Raw genomic sequence first — 18,383 nt, 5'->3', positions numbered from 1 at the left:
CCGCCCACCGGGACGAGGTGGCCCTTTCCCGTCGCGTAACACGGCTCTGTTCGACTTCGGCTCACACCTGGCCGTAGTTGAGGGGGACGGGTTGCGTGCCGAGCATGGCGGAAGCCCTCTGGTAGGGGCCCACGGGAGCGCGTCCGGCAGTGGGGCGCGTACGGCAGGTGAAGCCGAGGCAGGTCATGGCTCTCAGGACCTCGACGGCGCTGAAGTCCCGGCGGTCCTGGCGGGTGATGACCTGTCCGACCTGTTTGGCGGGATAGTGGCGTCGTCCGATGATGACGAGGTCGTCGGTGACCGGCTCGGGCTTGACGCCCTTCATCGATTCCAGCACGCCGTTCTTGGTCAGGTCGAACGGGAAGCGGGCGATGACACAGCGCATGATGCCTCACAGGGAAGGAGCAGACGGGGCCGTGCGGGGTGAGGGGGCGTTCAGTGGGGGACAGCGAGCGCGCCCGGGGCCGAGTCGTCGGCGACATCGCGCAGGCGGATCCGGTCCGTGTAGTCGGGGCTGTCACGGACATCGGTGAGGCGCGCCAGGGTGACATGTCCGGTGCGCCGGCCGTCCTCGTCACAGATGACCAGGTGGCGCGCGCGGGCGGCGGTCATGAGGGAGAGCGCCACCTCGACGGTCATGGCGTCCCAGACCTGTGGTCCGGCCGGGGCCGTGGGATCGGCCAGCGCCTGGACTGCGTTGGGGATGGTGTGACGGGGGTGCATCTGGACGAGTGTCAAGAGGTGCCTCCTGCAGAGAGTTGGGTCAACTTCGTGACCACGAAGGCGCTACGCCGCCACACCGGATGCGGACGACCCTGCGGGCGCCCGCCCGGTCATCGAAGCGGGGCGGCGTCGGCCGCTTGCGGCCGCTGCGCGCTTGCGGCGGCGTTCGGGCGCCGGTGCGGCGATGACGACGGGGATGCCGGAGGGGGCCTGTGCGCCGGTGATGCGGTGCAGGGCCTCTTCGCCGGCGCGGACCTGGGTGGTCTGCGGGACGACGCCGGCCGCTGCCATCAAGCGGGTCATGCTCCGGCGCTGGCTGGGGGTGACCAGGGTGACGACGCTGCCGGACTGGCCGGCACGGGCCGTGCGGCCACCGCGGTGGAGATAGTCCTTGTGGTCGGTCGGCGGATCAACGTTGACGACGAGGTCGAGGTTGTCGACGTGGATTCCGCGTGCGGCGACGTTGGTCGCCACCAGCACACTGACGTGGCTCGACTTGAACTGTGCCAGCGTGCGGGTGCGCTGCGGCTGCGACTTCCCGCCATGCAGGGCCGCGGCCCGCACCCCGCTGTTCAGAAGATGCTCGGTCAGGCGATCGACGGCGTGTTTGGTGTCGAGGAAGAGGATCACGCGGCCGTCGCGTGCGGCGATCTCGGTAGTGGCCGCGTGCTTGTCGGCGCCGTGGACGTGGAGCACATGGTGCTCCATCGTCGTGACCGCGCCGGCCGAGGGGTCGACGGAGTGCACCACGGGGTCGTTGAGGTAGCGGCGCACAAGCAGGTCGACATTACGGTCCAAGGTGGCGGAGAACAGCATCCGCTGCCCTCCGGGGCGCACCTGGTCGAGCAGGGCGGTGACCTGCGGCATGAAGCCCATGTCGGTCATCTGGTCGGCTTCGTCGAGGACCGTGACGGCCACCTGGTCCAGCCGGCAGTGGCCTCGGTCGATCAGGTCCTTGAGGCGTCCGGGTGTGGCGACGAGGACCTCAGAGCCGTTGCGCAGAGCGGCCGTCTGCCGGCCGGCCGGCATCCCGCCCACGACCGTGGCCAGCCGCAGGTGCACGGAGCGGGCATAGGGAGTGAGCGCGTCGGTGACCTGCTGCGCCAACTCACGGGTCGGCACAAGGACCAGCGCGAGCGGTTGCCCGGCCTCGGCGCGCCGCCCGGCTGTACGAGCCAGCAGGGCCAGGCCGAAGGCGAGCGTCTTGCCCGAGCCGGTGCGTCCCCTGCCCAGCACATCGCGGCCGCCAAGGGAGTTCGGAAGCGTCGCGGCCTGGATCGGAAACGGCACGGTCACGCCTTGCGAGCCGAGCGCGGCCACGAGCGTCCCGGGCATGTCGAGATCCTCGAACCTCTCCACGGCGGGAAGCGCGGGGCTGATCGTCCTGGGGAGAGCGAACTCGGCCTGCGACCGGGCGGGACGCACGCTGCGGCCACCGGAACGGGCCGGCCTGCCAGGTCGGCTCGCGCTCGGCGAGCCGAAGTGGCTGCTCTTTTCTGAGCCGGCGTTGCCGTCACGAGTGCGGGAAAAGCGGTTGCCTGTGCGGTTCATACGGAACCTTCCTTGATACGGCACACATCAAGGAATTTTCCGCAGCGATGAGCAGCACGGAGAATCACATGAATTGGCCGGATGGAACGCGAAAAAGAACTTGATCGCGTGCAGTCTGCGCAGGCGCCTGCGGAAAAGATGGTCACACGATGGTGATGCGTCACCGGGAGCTTCGGCCGCAGGGCAGCCAGGGTGCGCTCCTACGCCCCTTCGGGGCACTTCGGGTGCGGCGAATGCAGCTTCAGAGTTGCCCCGGACGAGACCGGCGCCGCGCGATGCATGCAGATGGGGCCCGCACCCCGAAGGATGCGGGCCCATCTGCAAGTGTGTCAGTCGCGTCAGGCGAGAACGATGTTCTCGGCCGTCGGGCCCTTCTGGCCCTGCGCGATGTCGAAGTTCACCTTCTGGCCTTCGAGCAGTTCACGGAATCCCTGGGCGGCGATGTTCGAGTAGTGGGCAAACACGTCAGCGCCGCCACCGTCCTGCTCGATGAAGCCAAAGCCCTTTTCCGCATTGAACCACTTCACGGTACCTGAACTCATATCATTCTCCTTCGGGGCAGTGCACCGGCATCCGCACGGCGCGAATGCCATGTCGCCGCGATGATTACCCCGACCGGAAAAGACCGGAATTACCAGGAATATTTCAGCGGCACGAACACCGACCGAAGCACCTGAAATACTGGGAACCACAACTGCAACCGAGAACGACAGTAGCACGCCGAAGCGGCTTGAGTAGGCTGAACAAGGCTATTGCGGTCGCCGTAAAAATAAATCTGTGCGCAGGACCGGCTGAAATTCTGGATCCGCTGGAACAGTTTTTGAGGCAGCCGGAGCACAGCATTCCGGGAAGAGTGGTGTCATGCTCAGCCTCGTCGCGCTGGTACCCGGCGGAGGCTGCTGAGCAACGGCAACACCGGTGGCGTCAGAGTCTTCAGGCAACGCGGCGGAACGCCGTTCCGGCAGTTCGCAAAGGCGTTGCGTAGTGACAACCCTGTCGGGTCACAGCCATTCGTTGATCGCGGCGATGTGGAGGGTGGCCTCGTAGCGCACGGCGAGCTTGCCGTACCAGCTGGCCACCGCCCGGTTCCGCTTCAGCCGGTCGCTCGGTACGGCTGCCACCCGGCGGCTGCTTCTGACGTTGCACGTCGCGCCGGGCACCAGCGGCATGCCGGCCGAAATCATCACGGCACAAGGCACGTCACAGGGAGCACTTCAAAAACACGCCCTAGCGCCACCGCCGGGCCCGGAGCCCCACCCGCTCGTCCGTCGCGACGGCCGACGCGCCGGCCGCCACCGTCTCGTAGACGGCGAGAATGTCCGCACCGACCGTCGTCCAGTCGAAGCGACGCACATGCTTGGCGCCGCGTTCGCCGAGTTCGGCCAGCCGGTCGGGGGCGTTGAGCAGTCCGATCGCCGCGGTGGCGAGCGCCTCCGCGTCCTCGTTGGTGAAGAGTTCGCCGGCCTCGCCCTGGTCCAGGACCTGGGCGAACGCGTCGAGGTCGCTGGCCAGTACGGGCGCGCCGGCGGACATCGCCTCCACGAGGACGATGCCGAAGGACTCGCCCCCGGTGTTGGGCGCGACGTAGACGTCCACGCTGCGCAGCAGCCGCGCCTTGTCCTCGTCGGAGACCATGCCGAGGAACTCGACCCGGGAGCGCAGCGCGGCGGGCAGGCCGGCGACCGCCTCGTCCTCGTCGCCGCGGCCGGCGACCAGCAGCCGGGCGTCGGGGACCGCGGCGAGGATCGCGGGCAGCGCCTTCATCAGGACCGGCAGCCCCTTGCGCGGCTCGTCGATACGGCCGATGAACCCGATGGTGCGGCCCTGCCACTCCGGCCGCGGTTCGGCGCGGGCGAAGAAGTCGACGTCCACGCCGTTGGGGATGACCACCGCGTCGCCGCCGAGGTGCTCGACGAGGGTGCGTCGGGCGTACTCGCTGACCGCGATCCGGGCCCTGATCTTCTCCAGGGCGGGCTGGAGGATCGGGTACGCGGCGATCATGGCGCGGGAGCGCGGGTTGGAGGTGTGGAAGGTGGCCACGATCGGGCCCTGCGCCGCCCAGCAGGCGAGCAGGCCCAGGGAGGGCGACGCCGGCTCGTGGATGTGGATGACGTCGAAGGCGCCGTTCTGCAGCCAGCGGCGGACCCGCGCGGCGGAGAGGAAGCCGAAATTCAGGCGGGCGACCGAGCCGTTGTAGGGCACGGGGACGGCGCGGCCGGCCGGGACGACGTAGGGCGGCAGCGGGGTCTCGTCGTCGGCGGGGGCCAGGACGGAGACGTCGTGGCCGGTCCGGATCAGGTGCTCGGCCAGGTCGCGGATGTGGAACTGCACGCCGCCGGGGACATCCCAGGCGTACGGGCAGACGATGCCGATCTTCACGCGGGCTCCGTTCCGGGGGTGTCGCCGCGGGGCTCCAGGTCGGCGAGCCACAGCCGCTGGAGCATGTGCCAGTCCGCGGGGTGGTCGGCGATGCCGGAGGCGAAGGCGTCGGCGAGCTCCTGGGTCATGTGGGCGGCCTTCTCGGTACGGGTGCCGTTCTGCGGTACCTCGATCTCCGGGTGGACCCGGCCGCGCATGATGGGGGTGTCGTCGTACCAGAGGGTGACCGGCAGCAGCATCGCGCCGGTCTGGAGGGCCAGCATCGCGGGTCCGGCCGGCATCTTCGCGGCCTCGCCGAAGAACTTCACCGGCAGCCCGGAGCTGGACAGGTCGCGGTCGGCGACCAGGCAGACCAGGCCGCCGGCCCGCAGCCGCCGGGCCAGCGTGCCGAACGCGGCGCCGCCGGTGTGCGGCAGCACCTCCATGCCCAGGCCCTGGCGGTAGGCGACGAACCGGTCGTAGAGGGACTCCGGCTTGAGGCGCTCGGCGACGGTGGTGAACGGGACGCCGAGCTTGGTGGTGACCCAGACGCCGGCCAGGTCGTAGTTGCCCATGTGGGGCAGGGCCAGGATCACCCCGCGACCGCTCTTGAGGCCGTCCTCGAGGTGGTGCACGTCCTGGGGTGTGAAACCGGCCTTTATCCGCTCCGGGCTCCACACCGGCAGCCGGAAGGACTCCATCCAGTACCGCAGGTACGAGCGCATCCCGGCCCGGGAGAGCGCGGCCAGCTGCTGCGGGGAGGCGTCCGGGACGACCCGGGCGAGGTTGGCCTCCAGGCGCTGGACGCCCTTGCCGCGGCGGCGCCAGGCGAGGTCGGCGAGCCGGCGGCCGAGCTGCACCGCGACGCCTTCGGGCAGGCGCTTGACGGTGCTCCAGCCCAGGCCGTAGAGGCCGTCGGTGAGCCTGTCGGTGTCGATCGGTGTGCGGCTGCCCATCAGCCGTTCCCCCCTTGTGCGAGGGCGTCGGCCTCGGCCGACTCCCGGCGTACCGTCACCACGCGCTGGCCGAGGGTGACGGCGCTGCCGACGGCGACCACCCACAGGGCGATCGGCAGCAGGATCTCGACGCCCGGCACGCCGAACTTGTGCAGTCCGGAGAGCCCGCAGGCGACCAGCGAGACGACCAGCCGCTCGGCCCGCTCCACCAGGCCGTTGACGGCCACCGGCAGCCCGATGGCCTCGCCCCGCGCCTTGGTGTACGAGACGACCTGGCCGCTGGCGAGGCAGAAGATCGCGACCGCGCAGAGCGCCAGGCTGTCGCCGCGCCCGGCGTACCACAGGGCCAGCCCTCCGAAGATCGCCGAGTCCGCGACCCGGTCGAGGGTGGAGTCCAGGAACGCGCCCCACCGGCTGGAGCGCCCCAGCTGCCGCGCCATGTTGCCGTCGACCAGATCGGAGAAGACGAACAGCGTGATGACGACCGTGCCCCAGAAGAACTCGCCCTGGGGATAGAAGACCAGGGCGCCGGCCACCACACCGCCGGTCCCGACGAGGGTGACCGCGTCCGGGCTGACCCCGAGACGGATGAGCAGGGCGGCGAACGGTGTGAGAACACGCGTGAAGAAAGCACGCGCGTACTTGTTCAGCATGACCTTCCCGGTTGGTCGATACGGGCCGCGCGGTCAAGGGGCCACCGGCTGGCCCATCGTAGCCAGGCGGCCACGGGGCACCGCGAACGCATCGCGGCGCGGGGTGCATCCCGGGGCTCGGGGCGGCCCTCGGGCGCCCATGGACGCGCCGGCGGGCCCGGCCGCGCGTCCGGCCGGCCCGCCGTCGTCGGCCGGCGGGCGGGCGCGCCACGTATGGACGCATCGTGAAGCCGGTGGAAAGCTCGAAACACCGCAAAGTGTCGACCTGGAGGCGAGACACATGAGCGAGAAGTCGAGTACGAACCCAGGAGCCGCCGGAAGGGCACCGGCGGCCGACCGGCCCGCGGATCTGCGCAATGTGGTGCTGGTCGGCCACAGCGGAGCGGGAAAGACCACCCTGGTCGAAGCGCTCGCGCTGGCATCCGGCGCGATCAACCGGGCCGGCCGGGTCGAGGACGGGGGCTGCCTGTCCGACCACGACGAGATCGAGCACCGGCAGCAACGCTCCGTACAGCTCTCCCTCGTCCCGGTGGACTGGGGCGGAATCAAGATCAATCTGTTGGACACCCCCGGATACGCGGATTTCGTCGGGGAACTCAGGGCCGGTCTGCGCGCGGCGGACGCGGCCCTCTTCGTCGTCTCGGCGGCCGACGGCGTGGCCGGCGCGACCCGCATGGTCTGGGACGAGTGCGCGGCCGTCGGCATGCCGCGCGCCCTGGTGGTCACGCACCTGGAGGCCGCCCGCGCCGACTTCGACGAGATGACCCGGCGCTGCGCGGTGACCTTCGGCGGCGACGACGTGGACGCCGTCCTGCCCCTGTACCTCCCCCTGTACGGCACCCCCGGCGCCGACGGCCACGCCCCCGCCGACGGCCACGCCCCCGTCGAGGGCCTGATCGGCCTGCTCACCCAGCGGGTCTTCGACTACTCCTCCGGGGAGCGCACCGAGCGCGCGCCCACCGACGAGGAGCTGCCGCTGATCGAGGCGGCCCGCAACCGCCTGATCGAGGGGATCATCGCCGAGAGCGAGGACGAGACCCTCATGAACCGCTATCTCGCGGGCGAGGAGATCGACGTCAAGACGCTCGTCGGCGACCTGGAGACCGCGGTCGCCCGGGGCTCCTTCCACCCCGTCCTGGCCGCCGCCCCGGCCGTCGAAGGGGCCCGGCAGGGGCTGGGCACCGTCGAGCTGCTGGAGCTGATCAGCGGCGGCTTCCCGACGCCCGCGGAGCGTGAGGCGCCCGCCGTGACCGGCCCGGACGGCTCGCCGCGGCAGAGCCTGAGCTGCGACCCCGAGGGCCCGCTGGCCGCCGAGGTGGTCAAGACCTCCTCCGACCCGTACGTCGGCCGGATCTCCCTGGTCCGGGTCTTCTCCGGCACCCTGCGCCCCGACGAGACGGTGCACGTCTCCGGCCACGGCCTGGAGGACCGCGGCCACGAGGACCACGACGTCGACGAGCGGGTCGGCGCACTGTCCACGCCCTTCGGCAAACAGCAGCGGCCGCTCCCCCGAGCCGTCGCCGGCGACCTGGCCTGCGTGGCCAAGCTCACCCGCGCCGAGACCGGCGACACCCTCTCCGCAAAGGACGACCCGCTGCTGATGGAGCCGTGGGCGATGCCCGACCCGCTGCTGCCGGTCGCCATCCGGGCGCACAGCAAGGCCGACGAGGACAAGCTCTCCCAGGGCCTGGCCCGTCTGGTCGCCGAGGACCCCACGATGCGCCTGGAGCACAACCAGGACACCCGCCAGGTCGTCCTGTGGTGCATGGGCGAGGCGCACGCCGACGTGGCGCTGGAGCGGCTGCGCTCCCGCTACGGCGTCCAGGTCGACACCGTCGACCACAAGGTGGCGCTGCGGGAGACCTTCGGCGGGTCCGCCGCGGGCCGCGGCCGGCACGTCAAACAGTCCGGCGGCCACGGCCAGTTCGCGATCTGCGAGATCCAGGTCGAGCCGCTGCCGGGCGGCTCCGGCATCGAGTTCGTCGACAAGGTCGTCGGCGGCGCGGTCCCCCGGCAGTTCATCCCCTCGGTGGAGAAGGGCGTCCGTGCCCAGGCCGCCCGCGGGATCGCCGCCGGGTATCCGCTCGTCGACATCCGGGTCACCCTGCTCGACGGCAAGTCCCACTCGGTCGACTCCTCGGACGCCGCGTTCCAGACGGCGGGCGCGCTGGCCCTGCGGGAGGCCGCCGCGCAGACCACCGTCGACCTGCTGGAACCGGTCGCCGACGTGCAGGTACTGGTGCCCGACGAGTACGTCGGCCCGGTGCTCAGCGACCTCTCCGGCCGCCGCGGCCGGGTCGTGGGCACCGAGCAGTCCGGCGCCGGCCGCACCCTGGTCCGCGCCGAGGTGCCGGAGATCGAGATCAGCCGCTACGCCGTCGATCTGCGCTCGCTCTCGCACGGCACCGGCCGCTTCGGCCGCGGCTATCTGCGGCACGAGCCGATGCCCGCCCAGCTCGCCGCCAAGGTGCGCCAACAGGAGGCGGTCGTCGCCTAGTTAACGGCCTATCAGCCGCCGTCCCGGACAGCCCACTTGGGCCGGGGCGGCGGCGGTACGCTGGGGTTCCACCGCCGCGCCGCGCGTTCCGGGCCAACCTGCGAGCACGCCGGGCCGGCAGGTGTGCGCGTCAGCGCAGTCGGGTAGAGCGCATCAGCGGATACGCGCATGATGGGGGCGGGTAGTGGCAGACGGCTTTGACTTCAGTCCGGGGGCGCAGGTCCCCATCTCGGGCGGCGCCGGGCAGACGGCGGCGACCCAGGCCCTGGCCTCGGCCGCCTACCGCGACAGCCCGCTGACCGACATCTCCAAGGCCGACTCCGACTCCGGCACCTCCGAGGTCAAGAAGCCCAAGCTGTCGCTGTTCGCGCCCAACCTCGGCGAGGCGTTCTCCCGCGCGGTGCAGGTGCGGATGCTCGGCGGCGGCCGCAAACCGCTGATCCAGTCCTTCGGCACCGAACCCCAGACGGTCGTCGAGCACTGCCTGTCGGCCACCCGCATCCGCAAGCAGCGCGACAGCCGGCTGACGGTCCTGATGGTGGTGTGCGGGCTGCTGTTCCTGCCCGGTGTGCTGCTCTGGCTGGGCGCCTTCCAGCTCCGGAAGATCTTCTCCAAGGACGGCGAGGGCAACGGCATCTCCCTGCTGGGCGGCGTGCTGCTGACCCTGCTCGCCGGCGCCGGCCTGTTCTTCATGGTCAAGCTGCCGTTCACCGGCTTCTGGCCGCTGTACGCCCGCGGCATGGTCATCGCGCCGATGGTGGGCTGGTGGCTGGCCAAGCAGATCTGCGAGCGGACCGCGGTGACCCTGCGGGAGGCGTGGAAGGGGCTGCTGGAGGGCGGCGGCGTCGCCGCGAAGATCCCCGAGGCGGTGCCGCAGGACCCCAACCACACCTCCGCCGAGACCCTCCGGCACAACCTCGCCAAGGTCTCCGCCGAGCAGCGCAGCAACGTCATCTTCTACGCCGGCCCCAAGGGCATACTCGGGATGGGCACCCGCTGGGGCAGCTGGCAGCTGGCCGAGGAGCTCCGGCCGGCCCAGGAGGGCGCCGACATCCACCCGTTCCGCAGCTGGGACGTCATCCGCGCGATCCACGACCGGCTGCGCCTGCTGGAGCGCAGCCCGCTGCACACCGGCGGCTTCCAGCAGCCGCCGTCCGTCCGCCACTGGATCGTCTCCCCCGTGGGCGAGAAGGCCAAGGCCGTCGCCCGCCCGGACGGCAGCCACGTCGACGGGTACGAGGTCCGCGGCCACGAGATAGAGCGGATCTGCAACGAGCAGCAGTTCGGCGCCGGCGACCGGCACTACCTCGGCGTCCAGTTCGTCCTGTGGGACGGCCAGCTGGTGCTCACGCTCATGATCACCGTCACCGTGCTGCACGAGACGCTGCGCATCGAGGTCAGCGGCTACGCCCTCGGCCCGGTCCACTCGCTCTTCACCAGCAAGCCGGAGCCCAAGACCAAAGAGGTCGCCAAGGTCGTCCGGTTCTGGGAGACCAAGACCCTGACGCTGCCGCTGATCGAGCCGTCGGAGGTGGTGCGGCTGGCCGCCCGCGCCCCGCTGACGTGGTTCCCGCCGGTGCTGGACTTCCTCGGCGGCAAGCTCGCCCTCCCCGAGCCGTTCGGTCTGCGCCATGTCTGGGCCGACAAGCCCTGGCGCCACCGCTTCATGGCCGACGACGCGCTGCGCGCCGCGACCCCGGTGCTGCGGGCGGTGCACGCCGCGGCGATGAACGTCCTCAAGGAGCACGGCGTCAACACCGAGCGGTTCGACAACCGCTCCCTGGTGCTCAGCGGCATGGTCCAGGGCGCCGAGCCGCACAAGGCCGACGAGTACAACGCGTAGGCACCGCCCGCGCACCGCACGGACGGGCGCGCGCACGGCTTCCCGCCGGGCGCGCGCCCGTTCCCGTTCCCCGGCCGGACCGACGACCGGAACGACCGGACCGAGCGGACCTAACGGAAGATCCCGGTGTGCCCCAGCGAGTACCGCCCCGGCTGCGGATAGACCGCCAGTCCGTGCGGCCCCTCCCCCACCCGGATCTTCGACAGGGTCTTGCCCGTACGGGTGTCGAGTGCGTACACCTCAGAGTTGTAGCGCCCGGACAGCCACAGCACCTTGCCGTCCGCCGAGACCCCGCCCATGTCCGGGCTGCCGCCGCCGCGGATGTGCCACTTGTCGACGAGCTTCCCGGTCCGGAAGTCCAGCAGCGAGACGGAGCCCTCGCCCCGGTTGGAGATGTACATGGTGCGGGAGTCGCGGCTGACGTAGAGGCCGTGCGTGCCCTTGCCGGTGGGCAGCAGCTTCGGCCGGCCGAAGGCGTCGCCGTCCAGGATCCACACGCCGTCGGCCATCATGTCGGCGATGTACCAGGTCCGGCCGTCCGGCGAGATCTTCACGTCCTGCGGCATCGCGCCCTCGAACGGCAGCTTCTCCTGGGCGACCACCTTCATCTTCGCGGTGTCGACCTTGAGCAGTTCGCCGGAGAACTCGCAGGAGACGATGAAGTACTTCCCGTCCGGCGAGAAGTCGGCGTGGTTGACGCCCGCGCAGTCGACCGGCAGGGTCTTGCGGATCTCCATGGTGTGCGGGTCCCGGAACACCAGCTGCCGGTCCATCGACGCCATCACCACGGCGTACTTCCCGTCCGGCGTGAAGTAGAGGTTGTACGGGTCGTGGACCTTGACCGGCTTGCCGGCCTTGCCGGTGGACGGGTCGATCGGGGTGAGGTCGTGCCCCCGGTTGTTGTTGACCCACAGCGTCTTCATGTCCCAGGACGGCACCACGTGCTGCGGCTGCACGCCCACCGGGATCGTCTCGGTCACCTTGTACGTCCGGGGGTCGATGACGCTGACCGTGTCGGAGCCGGTGTTGGGCACGTAGATCCGCGACGGGTAGTTCCTGACCTGCGGCGCCAGCCGGTTGGGCCGGTCCGCGGCGTACAGGTCGTGCGGGTCCAGCAGCGGCGGCATCCCGGGCAGGCCCTGGGCGACGGCCTGGTGGGGCGAGGGTCCGGCGGGCCGCGGGGCGGACTGCTCCCCGCCACCGGCGCAGCCCGTCGCCACCAGGGCGCAGGCCGCGACGAGCAGCGCCGCCCGGCGGGTGGGGCGGGAGCCGGTCGGGCGGGGGTGGGTACGGTTCCGGTCAGCCATCAGGTCACTAGCTCCGTTGTCGTCACCGCGCGCAGACCGCGCCGGCGGAGGCCGTCGAGGATCGGGGGCAACGCCGCCACCGTGCCGGCGTGCCCGAGGTGGAGACTGACGACCGAGCCCGGGCGGATGCCGTCCAGGACCGTGCGCTGGACGGCCGGGGCGCCGGGGTCGTTCGCGTCGAGGGAGTCCACGTCGTACGACAGGACGTGCGGGTAGCCCGCTTGGCGGGCCAGCCGGATCACCTGCCCGGTGGCCCGCCGGGTCTGCGACGGGCGGAACCAGCTGCCGATGCTGCCGGTGAGCTTGCGCAGCCGGTCGGCGCACTGGCGGATCTCGGCGTAGGCGGCGTCGGCGGGCAGCGCGCAGATGTTGCGGTGGTGCATGGTGTGGTTGCCCAGCTCGTGACCGCCGTCCAGGACGCGGCGGGCCATCGCGGGCTGCTCGTCGAGCCAGTCGCCGACGGCGAGCACGGTGACCCGGGCACCGGCCCGCTCGGCCTCGCCCAGCAGCGCCTTCGCCAGCTCGGGATCGCCCCGGCCGTGGAAGGTGAGGGCGACGGCGTGCCCGTTCCGCGGGCCGTGGTCGATCTCGGGGGGCAGGCCGGGCGCACGGGTCGGCGGCCGGGCGGCGGGGTGCCGGGCCCGGTCCGTCCCTTGGGGGCTCGGTCCGTCGGTGGCTCGTGCGGAGGCGGCGGTGGCGGCGGAGTCCGCCGACCGCTTCGGGTCGCAGCCCGACGCAAGCGCACCGGCTGCCGCGGCCGAGGCGGCCGCGCGCAGCACGGAGCGACGATCCAGGGAGGTCACCACCCCATTAGAGGGGCAAGATTTCCCAATCGGGGCGATTTATAGGATTCATCCGGGTGCGTGTCGCCCCGTTCACCCGGCGTGCACGGCGCCTACGCCGGCCAGGCCGCGGCCAGCATCGACCGGGTGTCGGCGAGGAGTTGGGGCAGCACCTTGGTGTGCCCGACCACCGGCATGAAGTTGGTGTCGCCGCCCCAGCGGGGGACGACGTGCTGGTGAAGGTGGGCGGCGATGCCGGCGCCGGCCACGCCGCCCTGGTTCATCCCGATGTTGAAGCCGTGCGCCCCGGAGGCGGTGCGCAGCGCGACCATCGCCCGCTTGGTGAAGTCCGCCAGCTCCGCGGTCTCCCGCTCGTCGAGCTCGGTGTAGTCGGCGACGTGGCGGAACGGGACGACCATGAGGTGCCCGCCGTTGTACGGGTAGAGGTTGAGCACCGCGTACACCCGCTTGCCGCGGGCGACGACGAGGCCGTCCTCGTCCGACTTCGAGGGAATGGTGCAGAACGGACAGCCGTCCTCGGCGCCCGGGCCGCTCGGCTTGTTCTCCCCCTGGATGTAGGCCATCCGGTGGGGCGTCCACAGGCGCTGGAAGGCGTCCTGCGTCCCGACTCCGATCTGCTGTTCCGGCTCACTCGTCATGTTGCGAAGCATATTCTCCCGGGCCGGACGGGGAAGCGGCGAGGGGCGGTCCCGATGGGACCGCCCCTCGTGCAATCGTCTGCGTCAGACCTGGACGCGACGCTCCACCACGTCCAGCAGCTTGGCGATGGCCTGGTCACGCGGGATGCCGTTCTCCTGCGACCCGTCGCGGTAGCGGAAGGACACCGCGCCGGCGGCCATGTCCTCGTCACCGGCGAGGATCATGAACGGCACCTTGGACTTCTGCGCGTTCCGGATCTTCTTCTGCATCCGGTCCGAGGAGGAGTCCACCTCGACCCGCAGCCCCTTGGCCTTCGCCTCCGCGGCGAACTCCGCCAGGTACGGGACGTGGGCGTCGCCGATCGGGATGCAGGTGGCCTGCACCGGGGCCAGCCACGCCGGGAAGGCGCCCGCGTAGTGCTCCAGCAGCACCGCGAAGAACCGCTCGATGGAGCCGAACAGCGCCCGGTGGATCATGACGGGCTGCTGCTTGGAGCCGTCCGCCGCGGTGTACTCCAGGCCGAAGCGGGCGGGCTGCTGGAAGTCGACCTGGATCGTCGACATCTGCCAGGACCGGCCGATGGCGTCCTTCGCCTGCACCGAGATCTTCGGGCCGTAGAACGCGGCGCCGCCCGGGTCGGGCACCAGCGGCAGCCCCTGCTTCTCGGCCGCCTGGCGCAGCGCCTCGGTGGCTTCCTCCCACTCCGCGTCCTCGCCGATGAACTTGTCGGACTCCGGGTCGCGGGTGGACAGTTCCAGCTCGAAGTCGTTCAGGCCGTAGTCGCGCAGCAGGTCGAGGACGAAGGTGAGCAGGCTGTCCAGCTCGTCCGCCATCTGCTCCTTGGTGCAGTAGATGTGCGAGTCGTCCTGGGTGAAGCCGCGGGCCCGGGTCAGGCCGTGCACCACGCCCGACTTCTCGTAGCGGTACACCGTGCCGAACTCGAAGAGCCGCAGCGGGAGTTCGCGGTACGAGCGGCCGCGGGCCTTGAAGATCAGGTTGTGCATGGGGCAGTTCATCGCCTTGAGGCGGTAGTTCTGCCCGTCGAACTCCAGCGGCGGGAACATCGCGTCGCCGTAGTTCGGCAGGTGCCCCGACGTCTCGAAGAGCGCTTCCTTGGTGATGTGCGGGGTGTTCACGAACTCGTAGTCCGACAGCTCGTGCCGCTTGCGGGAGTAGTCCTCCATCACCCGGCGGACGACGCCGCCCTTGGGGTGGAAGACCGCGAGGCCGGAGCCCAGCTCCTCCGGGATGGAGAAGAGGTCAAGCTCGGCACCGAGCTTGCGGTGGTCGCGCTTCTCGGCCTCGGCGAGGAAGTCCAGGTACGCCTTGAGCTCGTCCTTGGTGGGCCAGGCGGTGCCGTAGATGCGCTGCAGCTGCGGGTTCTTCTCGCTGCCGCGCCAGTAGGCGGCGGCCGACCGCATCAGCTTGAAGACCGGGATGTTCCGGGTGCTGGGCAGGTGCGGCCCGCGGCACAGGTCCTTCCAGCACAGCTCGCCGGTCTTGGCGTCGAGGTTGTCGTAGATGCTCAGCTCGCCGGCGCCGACCTCGGCGGAGGCGCCCTCGGCGGCGTCCGCGGCGGAGCCCTTGAGGCCGATCAGCTCCAGCTTGTAGGGCTCGTCGGCCAGCTCGGCGCGGGCGTCCTCGTCGGTCACCACGCGGCGGGCGAACTTCTGGCCGCGCTTCTGGATCTCCTGCATCTTCTTCTCGATGCGCTTGAGATCGTCGGGGTGGAAGGGCTTCTCGACGTCGAAGTCGTAGTAGAAGCCGTCCTTGATCGGCGGGCCGATGCCGAGCTTGGCCTCGGGGAAGAGCTCCTGCACGGCCTGGGCCATGACGTGCGCGGTGGAGTGTCGCAGGATGTTCAGGCCGTCCTCGGAGGTGATCTCGACGGGCTCGACCTCGTCGCCGTCGGCCAGCTCGTGGGTGAGGTCCTTCAGTTCGCCGGCCACCCGTGCGGCCACCACGCTGCGCTCGCCCTGGAAGAGGTCGGCGGCCGTAGTGCCCGTGGTCACCACGCGTTCTTCCCGCTCGGAATCGCGTTGGACGGTCACACGGACGTCTGACACCGGTCTCTCCTGACTCATGTCTTCACTCGCGTCAGCGTTTGCTGCGCCTCCGAATCGTACCGAGCCGCGGGACCGCACCGCGAAACGGCTTCGCCCCGGCCGCTCAGGCGTCCGCCGGCGACCCGCCGCACACCGCGCCGTCCTCGCCGTCCTCCTCGCCGAATCCGCCGCCCCCGCCGTCCCCGGGCCCCGCGGGGTCCGCCCAGAGCGCCTTCAGCAGCCGGTCCCGGTCGGCCGGATCGACCTGTACGGGGATGACGTCCCGGCTGCCGGTGATCCGCCGGAAGCCGCCCCGGCTCTCCAGCCGGCCGCTGACCCGGATCGGCAGCCCGGCCAGATGCGCATGGCCGGCGATCCGGTAGTCCTCCTCTCCCAGCGCCACCCGCACCTGCCCCACGTCCGCCCCGGTGATCACCCGCAGCCGCACCGACCCCGGGCCGTCCGGCCGCTCCCGGCGCAGCCGTACGACGGTGCCGGTCACCCGCACCGGCAGCGACGGCTCGGCGCGGACGTAGCGCTGGGCGGCCTGCTGGAGCGCGGGCAGGTCGCCGGGCGAGAACTCCACGGGTTCCGGGCGGGCCGCGAACCCGGCCGGGGTGCCGGCCGACGGCGACCAGGCGATCGCGATCCGCACCCCCTCGGCGCCCCGCACCAGCGCGATCAGCGCCTGCGCCAGTTCGTGGCAGACGCCCAGCCCGACCGCCGCGTCGAACGCCTCCATGCCGCCGGTGGCCCGCTGGTAGTCGGTGGCATCGCGGGCCGCGTGCAGCGCCCGCTGGAGCCCGGCGACCGCGCCGCGCCCGGCCCGTACGGGGACGAACGCGGCCAGCCGGCGGCCGGCCGGGGCCGGCCCGACCAGCACCTGACCCAGGAAGCCGGCGGCCCGCCGCTGGTACCGGGCGCCGTAGTAGCCGGCGCGGGCGTAGCTGCCCAGCGCGCCGGCCGTCAGCAGGGCGCGGGCCGCGCCACGCAGCTGCTCCTGCGCCACCCAGTGCGCGGTCCCGGGGCCGCCGTCGGGGACCTCGCGCTCCCAGCGGACCTCGTCGCTGGGCACCGCCAGCCCGACCAGCACCTCGCGGGCCGAGGGGGCGGCGCTCCGCTCCAGCGCCGCCAGCGCCTCGGCCAACAGCTCGGCACTGTCGGGGAACCGGCGGTCGGCCGGCACCAGAAGGCTGGTGCCGGCCGACCCGTCCGGTGGGGTCCAGCGGGCGCAGCGGCCGGTCGCCGCGCCCCGGCGCCGCCAGCCGTGCCGGGCCAGCAGGGCGCCGAGCACCGCCGGGTCGAGCCGTGCGGGGTCCGGCGGCGGCGCGCCGTAGTCGTCGGTCGGGCCGTATTCGTCGGTCGGGCCGTGATCGTCGGTCAGCCGGTCCATCAGGGTCTCCCTCCCGCCCCGACCCGCGTCATGATCTCGCGCAGCGCACGGTCGTCGAAGATCCGCGTGGTCGGGATCCGCACAGTGGTCCTGCGCCGGCCGGTCACCGGATGGCCGGCGAGGTTGATCCAGTAGCAGCAGTGCCGCAGTTCGAGATGGTCGTGCCCGGCCCGCAGCCAGTCGTCCGGATCCCGTGGGACGAGCATCACGACGAGGATCTTGTGCACCGCCACCGGTGTGCGGGCCAGCTTCACCAGGTGGTCGTTGTCGAGCGTGAAGGCGAAGGTGGGCCCCGGCGGGCGCGGGGCGGTCTGGTAGGTGCACTTGAGCTGCACCTTGATGGTCACCTCGTCGTCGACGGTGTGGCTGGGCGCGGCATGGCTGACGTGCCAGTCGATTCCGTTGTCCGGGAAGGGCTGTGCCAGTGAGCACCCGGAGGCGGCGGCGACCGCGTGCAGGTAGCCCACCTGGAGGGTTTCCATGCAGGCGGTGGTGGCCAGGCCACCGCGCCGCGGGGTGAGGGAGGGCCGGGGGTACCGCCCGCTTGCGGGGGACAGCCCGCCCGGTTCGGGCTGCGCGAGGGTCATCGCGGATGCCTTCCGGGCCGTGCCGAATCGATGCGTCCGGGCGGCGGGGCGGAGCCCGGCGCGGGAAGCCGCCGGACCGCGGTACGCGCCGGCCCGTCCTCTGTGGTTGTCTCCGCGTCAAGCGGCCCGCAAACAAGGGCGGTTCGAGCCGTCCTCGCCCCGGGTATCACCAGCTCGGGTGACGTGCACCGTCATCCCCCGTACGACCGCGAGGAGTTGGCTGATGCCGCGCTGGTATGACGGTCCACTTGCCGCCTTCGACACCGAGACGACGGGCATCGACGTCGAGCGCGATCGCATCGTCTCCGCCGCCCTGGTGGTCCAGGAGACCCCGCGCGCCGCCCCGCGCGTCACCCGCTGGCTGATCAATCCCGGGGTGGAGATACCGGAGGCCGCGACCGCGGTGCACGGCCTGACGGCGGATCACCTCGCGCGGCACGGCCGCTGGCCGGCGCCGGTGCTGGAGGAGGTGGCCCGCGCGCTGGCCGCCCAGGCGGTAGCCGTCCGCCCGCTGGTGGTGATGAACGCCCCGTTCGACCTGACGCTGCTGGAGCGGGAGTTGAAGCGCCACCGCGCCAGCTCCCTGGACGCCTATCTGGGCGCGCATCCGCTGCACGTCCTCGACCCCCGCGTCCTGGACAAGCACCTGGACCGCTATCGCAAGGGCCGCCGCACCCTCACGGACCTGTGCGCGCACTACGAGATCGAGCTGACCGACGCCCACGAGGCGGCGGCGGACGCGCTGGCCGCGCTGCGGGTGGTCCGGGAGCTGGGCCGGCGCTTCGCCGACCGACTGGAGGGCCTTCAGCCCGCCGAGCTGCACACCCGGCAGGCGGTCTGGCACGCGGCCCAGGCCCGCGGCCTCCAGGCGTGGTTCGCCCGCAGCGGCACCCCCGAGCCCGTCGACCCGCACTGGCCACTGCGGCCGGAACTCCCCGCCGCGGCCTGATTCCACCCCGGAATTCCGGCAGAATTCCCAACGCCGGTACAGCCGAAGGGAATTGACCGGCCTTCGAGTGCCGCTGCCG

The 18,383-nt window shown here is 71.6% G+C and carries 16 protein-coding genes; 3 read left to right on the top strand and 13 right to left on the bottom strand.

Annotated features, from left to right (window positions below; all coding sequences use genetic code 11):
- Positions 1-61: 61 nt before the first annotated feature.
- From B073_RS0122025 to pgsA, 7 genes are all read right to left on the bottom strand, one after another.
- Complete coding sequence (locus B073_RS0122025) at positions 62-385, bottom strand: SCO5918 family protein (RefSeq protein WP_018540244.1); 324 nt, start codon at positions 383-385, stop codon at positions 62-64.
- Between the two features lie 50 nt (positions 386-435).
- A complete protein-coding gene (locus B073_RS0122020; protein ID WP_086023821.1) occupies positions 436-723 on the bottom strand; it encodes a CBS domain-containing protein in 288 nt (95 codons plus the stop codon).
- Between the two features lie 63 nt (positions 724-786).
- Positions 787-2,274 carry a DEAD/DEAH box helicase gene (locus B073_RS0122015; RefSeq protein WP_026247604.1) on the bottom strand — a complete coding sequence of 496 codons (1,488 nt, stop codon included), beginning with the start codon at positions 2,272-2,274 and terminating at the stop codon, positions 787-789.
- 338 nt (positions 2,275-2,612) lie between these two features.
- Positions 2,613-2,816 (bottom strand): cold-shock protein, encoded by a 204-nt coding sequence (locus tag B073_RS0122010; protein WP_018540241.1) that lies wholly within the window; start codon positions 2,814-2,816, stop codon positions 2,613-2,615.
- Positions 2,817-3,501: 685 nt separating this feature from the next.
- Positions 3,502-4,653, bottom strand: a complete 1,152-nt coding sequence (locus B073_RS0122000; protein ID WP_018540239.1) for a glycosyltransferase family 4 protein — start codon at positions 4,651-4,653, stop codon at positions 3,502-3,504.
- Positions 4,650-5,588 carry a phosphatidylinositol mannoside acyltransferase gene (locus B073_RS0121995; protein WP_018540238.1) on the bottom strand — a complete coding sequence of 313 codons (939 nt, stop codon included), beginning with the start codon at positions 5,586-5,588 and terminating at the stop codon, positions 4,650-4,652. Before B073_RS0121995 ends, B073_RS0122000 begins: the two co-directional genes overlap by 4 nt.
- Positions 5,588-6,241, bottom strand: a complete 654-nt coding sequence (gene pgsA, locus B073_RS0121990) for a phosphatidylinositol phosphate synthase (RefSeq protein WP_018540237.1) — start codon at positions 6,239-6,241, stop codon at positions 5,588-5,590. The genes B073_RS0121995 and pgsA overlap by 1 nt, the downstream gene beginning before the upstream one ends.
- Positions 6,242-6,521: 280 nt before the next feature.
- On the opposite strand from pgsA, the gene B073_RS0121985 reads away from it, so the two are divergent.
- Complete coding sequence (locus tag B073_RS0121985; protein WP_026247602.1) at positions 6,522-8,738, top strand: elongation factor G-like protein EF-G2; 2,217 nt, start codon at positions 6,522-6,524, stop codon at positions 8,736-8,738.
- Positions 8,739-8,922: 184 nt separating this feature from the next.
- Complete coding sequence (locus B073_RS0121980; RefSeq protein ID WP_018540235.1) at positions 8,923-10,581, top strand: hypothetical protein; 1,659 nt, start codon at positions 8,923-8,925, stop codon at positions 10,579-10,581.
- A gap of 110 nt (positions 10,582-10,691) precedes the next feature.
- Here B073_RS0121980 and B073_RS0121975 read toward each other — a convergent pair whose 3' ends face one another.
- The 6 genes from B073_RS0121975 to B073_RS0121950 all read right to left on the bottom strand — a co-directional run bounded on the left by B073_RS0121975 (position 10,692) and on the right by B073_RS0121950 (position 17,355).
- Entirely contained in the window at positions 10,692-11,888 is a 1,197-nt protein-coding gene (locus B073_RS0121975; protein WP_018540234.1) for a YncE family protein, read from the bottom strand.
- A complete protein-coding gene (locus B073_RS0121970; RefSeq protein WP_037812323.1) occupies positions 11,888-12,691 on the bottom strand; it encodes a polysaccharide deacetylase family protein in 804 nt (267 codons plus the stop codon). Before B073_RS0121970 ends, B073_RS0121975 begins: the two co-directional genes overlap by 1 nt.
- Positions 12,692-12,783: 92 nt before the next feature.
- A complete protein-coding gene (locus B073_RS0121965) occupies positions 12,784-13,341 on the bottom strand; it encodes an HIT family protein (protein WP_026247601.1) in 558 nt (185 codons plus the stop codon).
- Positions 13,342-13,413: 72 nt separating this feature from the next.
- Positions 13,414-15,396: a threonine--tRNA ligase gene (gene thrS / locus B073_RS0121960; protein WP_026247600.1), complete on the bottom strand. Its 1,983-nt coding sequence runs from the start codon at positions 15,394-15,396 to the stop codon at positions 13,414-13,416.
- A gap of 103 nt (positions 15,397-15,499) precedes the next feature.
- Positions 15,500-16,768 carry a hypothetical protein gene (locus B073_RS0121955; protein ID WP_018540230.1) on the bottom strand — a complete coding sequence of 423 codons (1,269 nt, stop codon included), beginning with the start codon at positions 16,766-16,768 and terminating at the stop codon, positions 15,500-15,502.
- Positions 16,768-17,355 (bottom strand): DUF4365 domain-containing protein, encoded by a 588-nt coding sequence (locus B073_RS0121950; RefSeq protein WP_018540229.1) that lies wholly within the window; start codon positions 17,353-17,355, stop codon positions 16,768-16,770. The genes B073_RS0121955 and B073_RS0121950 overlap by 1 nt, the downstream gene beginning before the upstream one ends.
- A gap of 223 nt (positions 17,356-17,578) precedes the next feature.
- Between B073_RS0121950 and B073_RS0121945 the strand changes: the two genes are divergently transcribed.
- Positions 17,579-18,304, top strand: coding sequence for an exonuclease domain-containing protein (locus B073_RS0121945; RefSeq protein ID WP_018540228.1), 726 nt, complete (start codon positions 17,579-17,581; stop codon positions 18,302-18,304).
- The last annotated feature ends 79 nt before the right edge of the window (positions 18,305-18,383 follow it).

This window comes from Streptomyces sp. MspMP-M5 (assembly GCF_000373585.1).
GTDB lineage: Bacteria > Actinomycetota > Actinomycetes > Streptomycetales > Streptomycetaceae > Streptomyces.
Note: the sequence above shows the minus strand (reverse complement) of the source record. Positions and strands in the feature narration are given on the sequence as shown.

What these genes read in the sequence shown, in the direction of transcription:
- B073_RS0122025 (WP_018540244.1), bottom strand. Translation starts at nt 385, where the DNA reads ATGCGCTGTGTCATCGCCCGCTTCCCGTTCGACCTGACCAAGAACGGC.
- B073_RS0122020 (WP_086023821.1), bottom strand. Translation starts at nt 723, where the DNA reads ATGCACCCCCGTCACACCATCCCCAACGCAGTCCAGGCGCTGGCCGAT.
- B073_RS0122015 (WP_026247604.1), bottom strand. Translation starts at nt 2,274, where the DNA reads ATGAACCGCACAGGCAACCGCTTTTCCCGCACTCGTGACGGCAACGCC.
- B073_RS0122010 (WP_018540241.1), bottom strand. Translation starts at nt 2,816, where the DNA reads ATGAGTTCAGGTACCGTGAAGTGGTTCAATGCGGAAAAGGGCTTTGGC.
- B073_RS0121995 (WP_018540238.1), bottom strand. Translation starts at nt 5,588, where the DNA reads ATGGGCAGCCGCACACCGATCGACACCGACAGGCTCACCGACGGCCTC.
- pgsA (WP_018540237.1), bottom strand. Translation starts at nt 6,241, where the DNA reads ATGCTGAACAAGTACGCGCGTGCTTTCTTCACGCGTGTTCTCACACCG.
- B073_RS0121985 (WP_026247602.1), top strand. Translation starts at nt 6,522, where the DNA reads ATGAGCGAGAAGTCGAGTACGAACCCAGGAGCCGCCGGAAGGGCACCG.
- B073_RS0121975 (WP_018540234.1), bottom strand. Translation starts at nt 11,888, where the DNA reads ATGGCTGACCGGAACCGTACCCACCCCCGCCCGACCGGCTCCCGCCCC.
- B073_RS0121965 (WP_026247601.1), bottom strand. Translation starts at nt 13,341, where the DNA reads ATGCTTCGCAACATGACGAGTGAGCCGGAACAGCAGATCGGAGTCGGG.
- B073_RS0121955 (WP_018540230.1), bottom strand. Translation starts at nt 16,768, where the DNA reads ATGGACCGGCTGACCGACGATCACGGCCCGACCGACGAATACGGCCCG.
- B073_RS0121950 (WP_018540229.1), bottom strand. Translation starts at nt 17,355, where the DNA reads ATGACCCTCGCGCAGCCCGAACCGGGCGGGCTGTCCCCCGCAAGCGGG.
- B073_RS0121945 (WP_018540228.1), top strand. Translation starts at nt 17,579, where the DNA reads ATGCCGCGCTGGTATGACGGTCCACTTGCCGCCTTCGACACCGAGACG.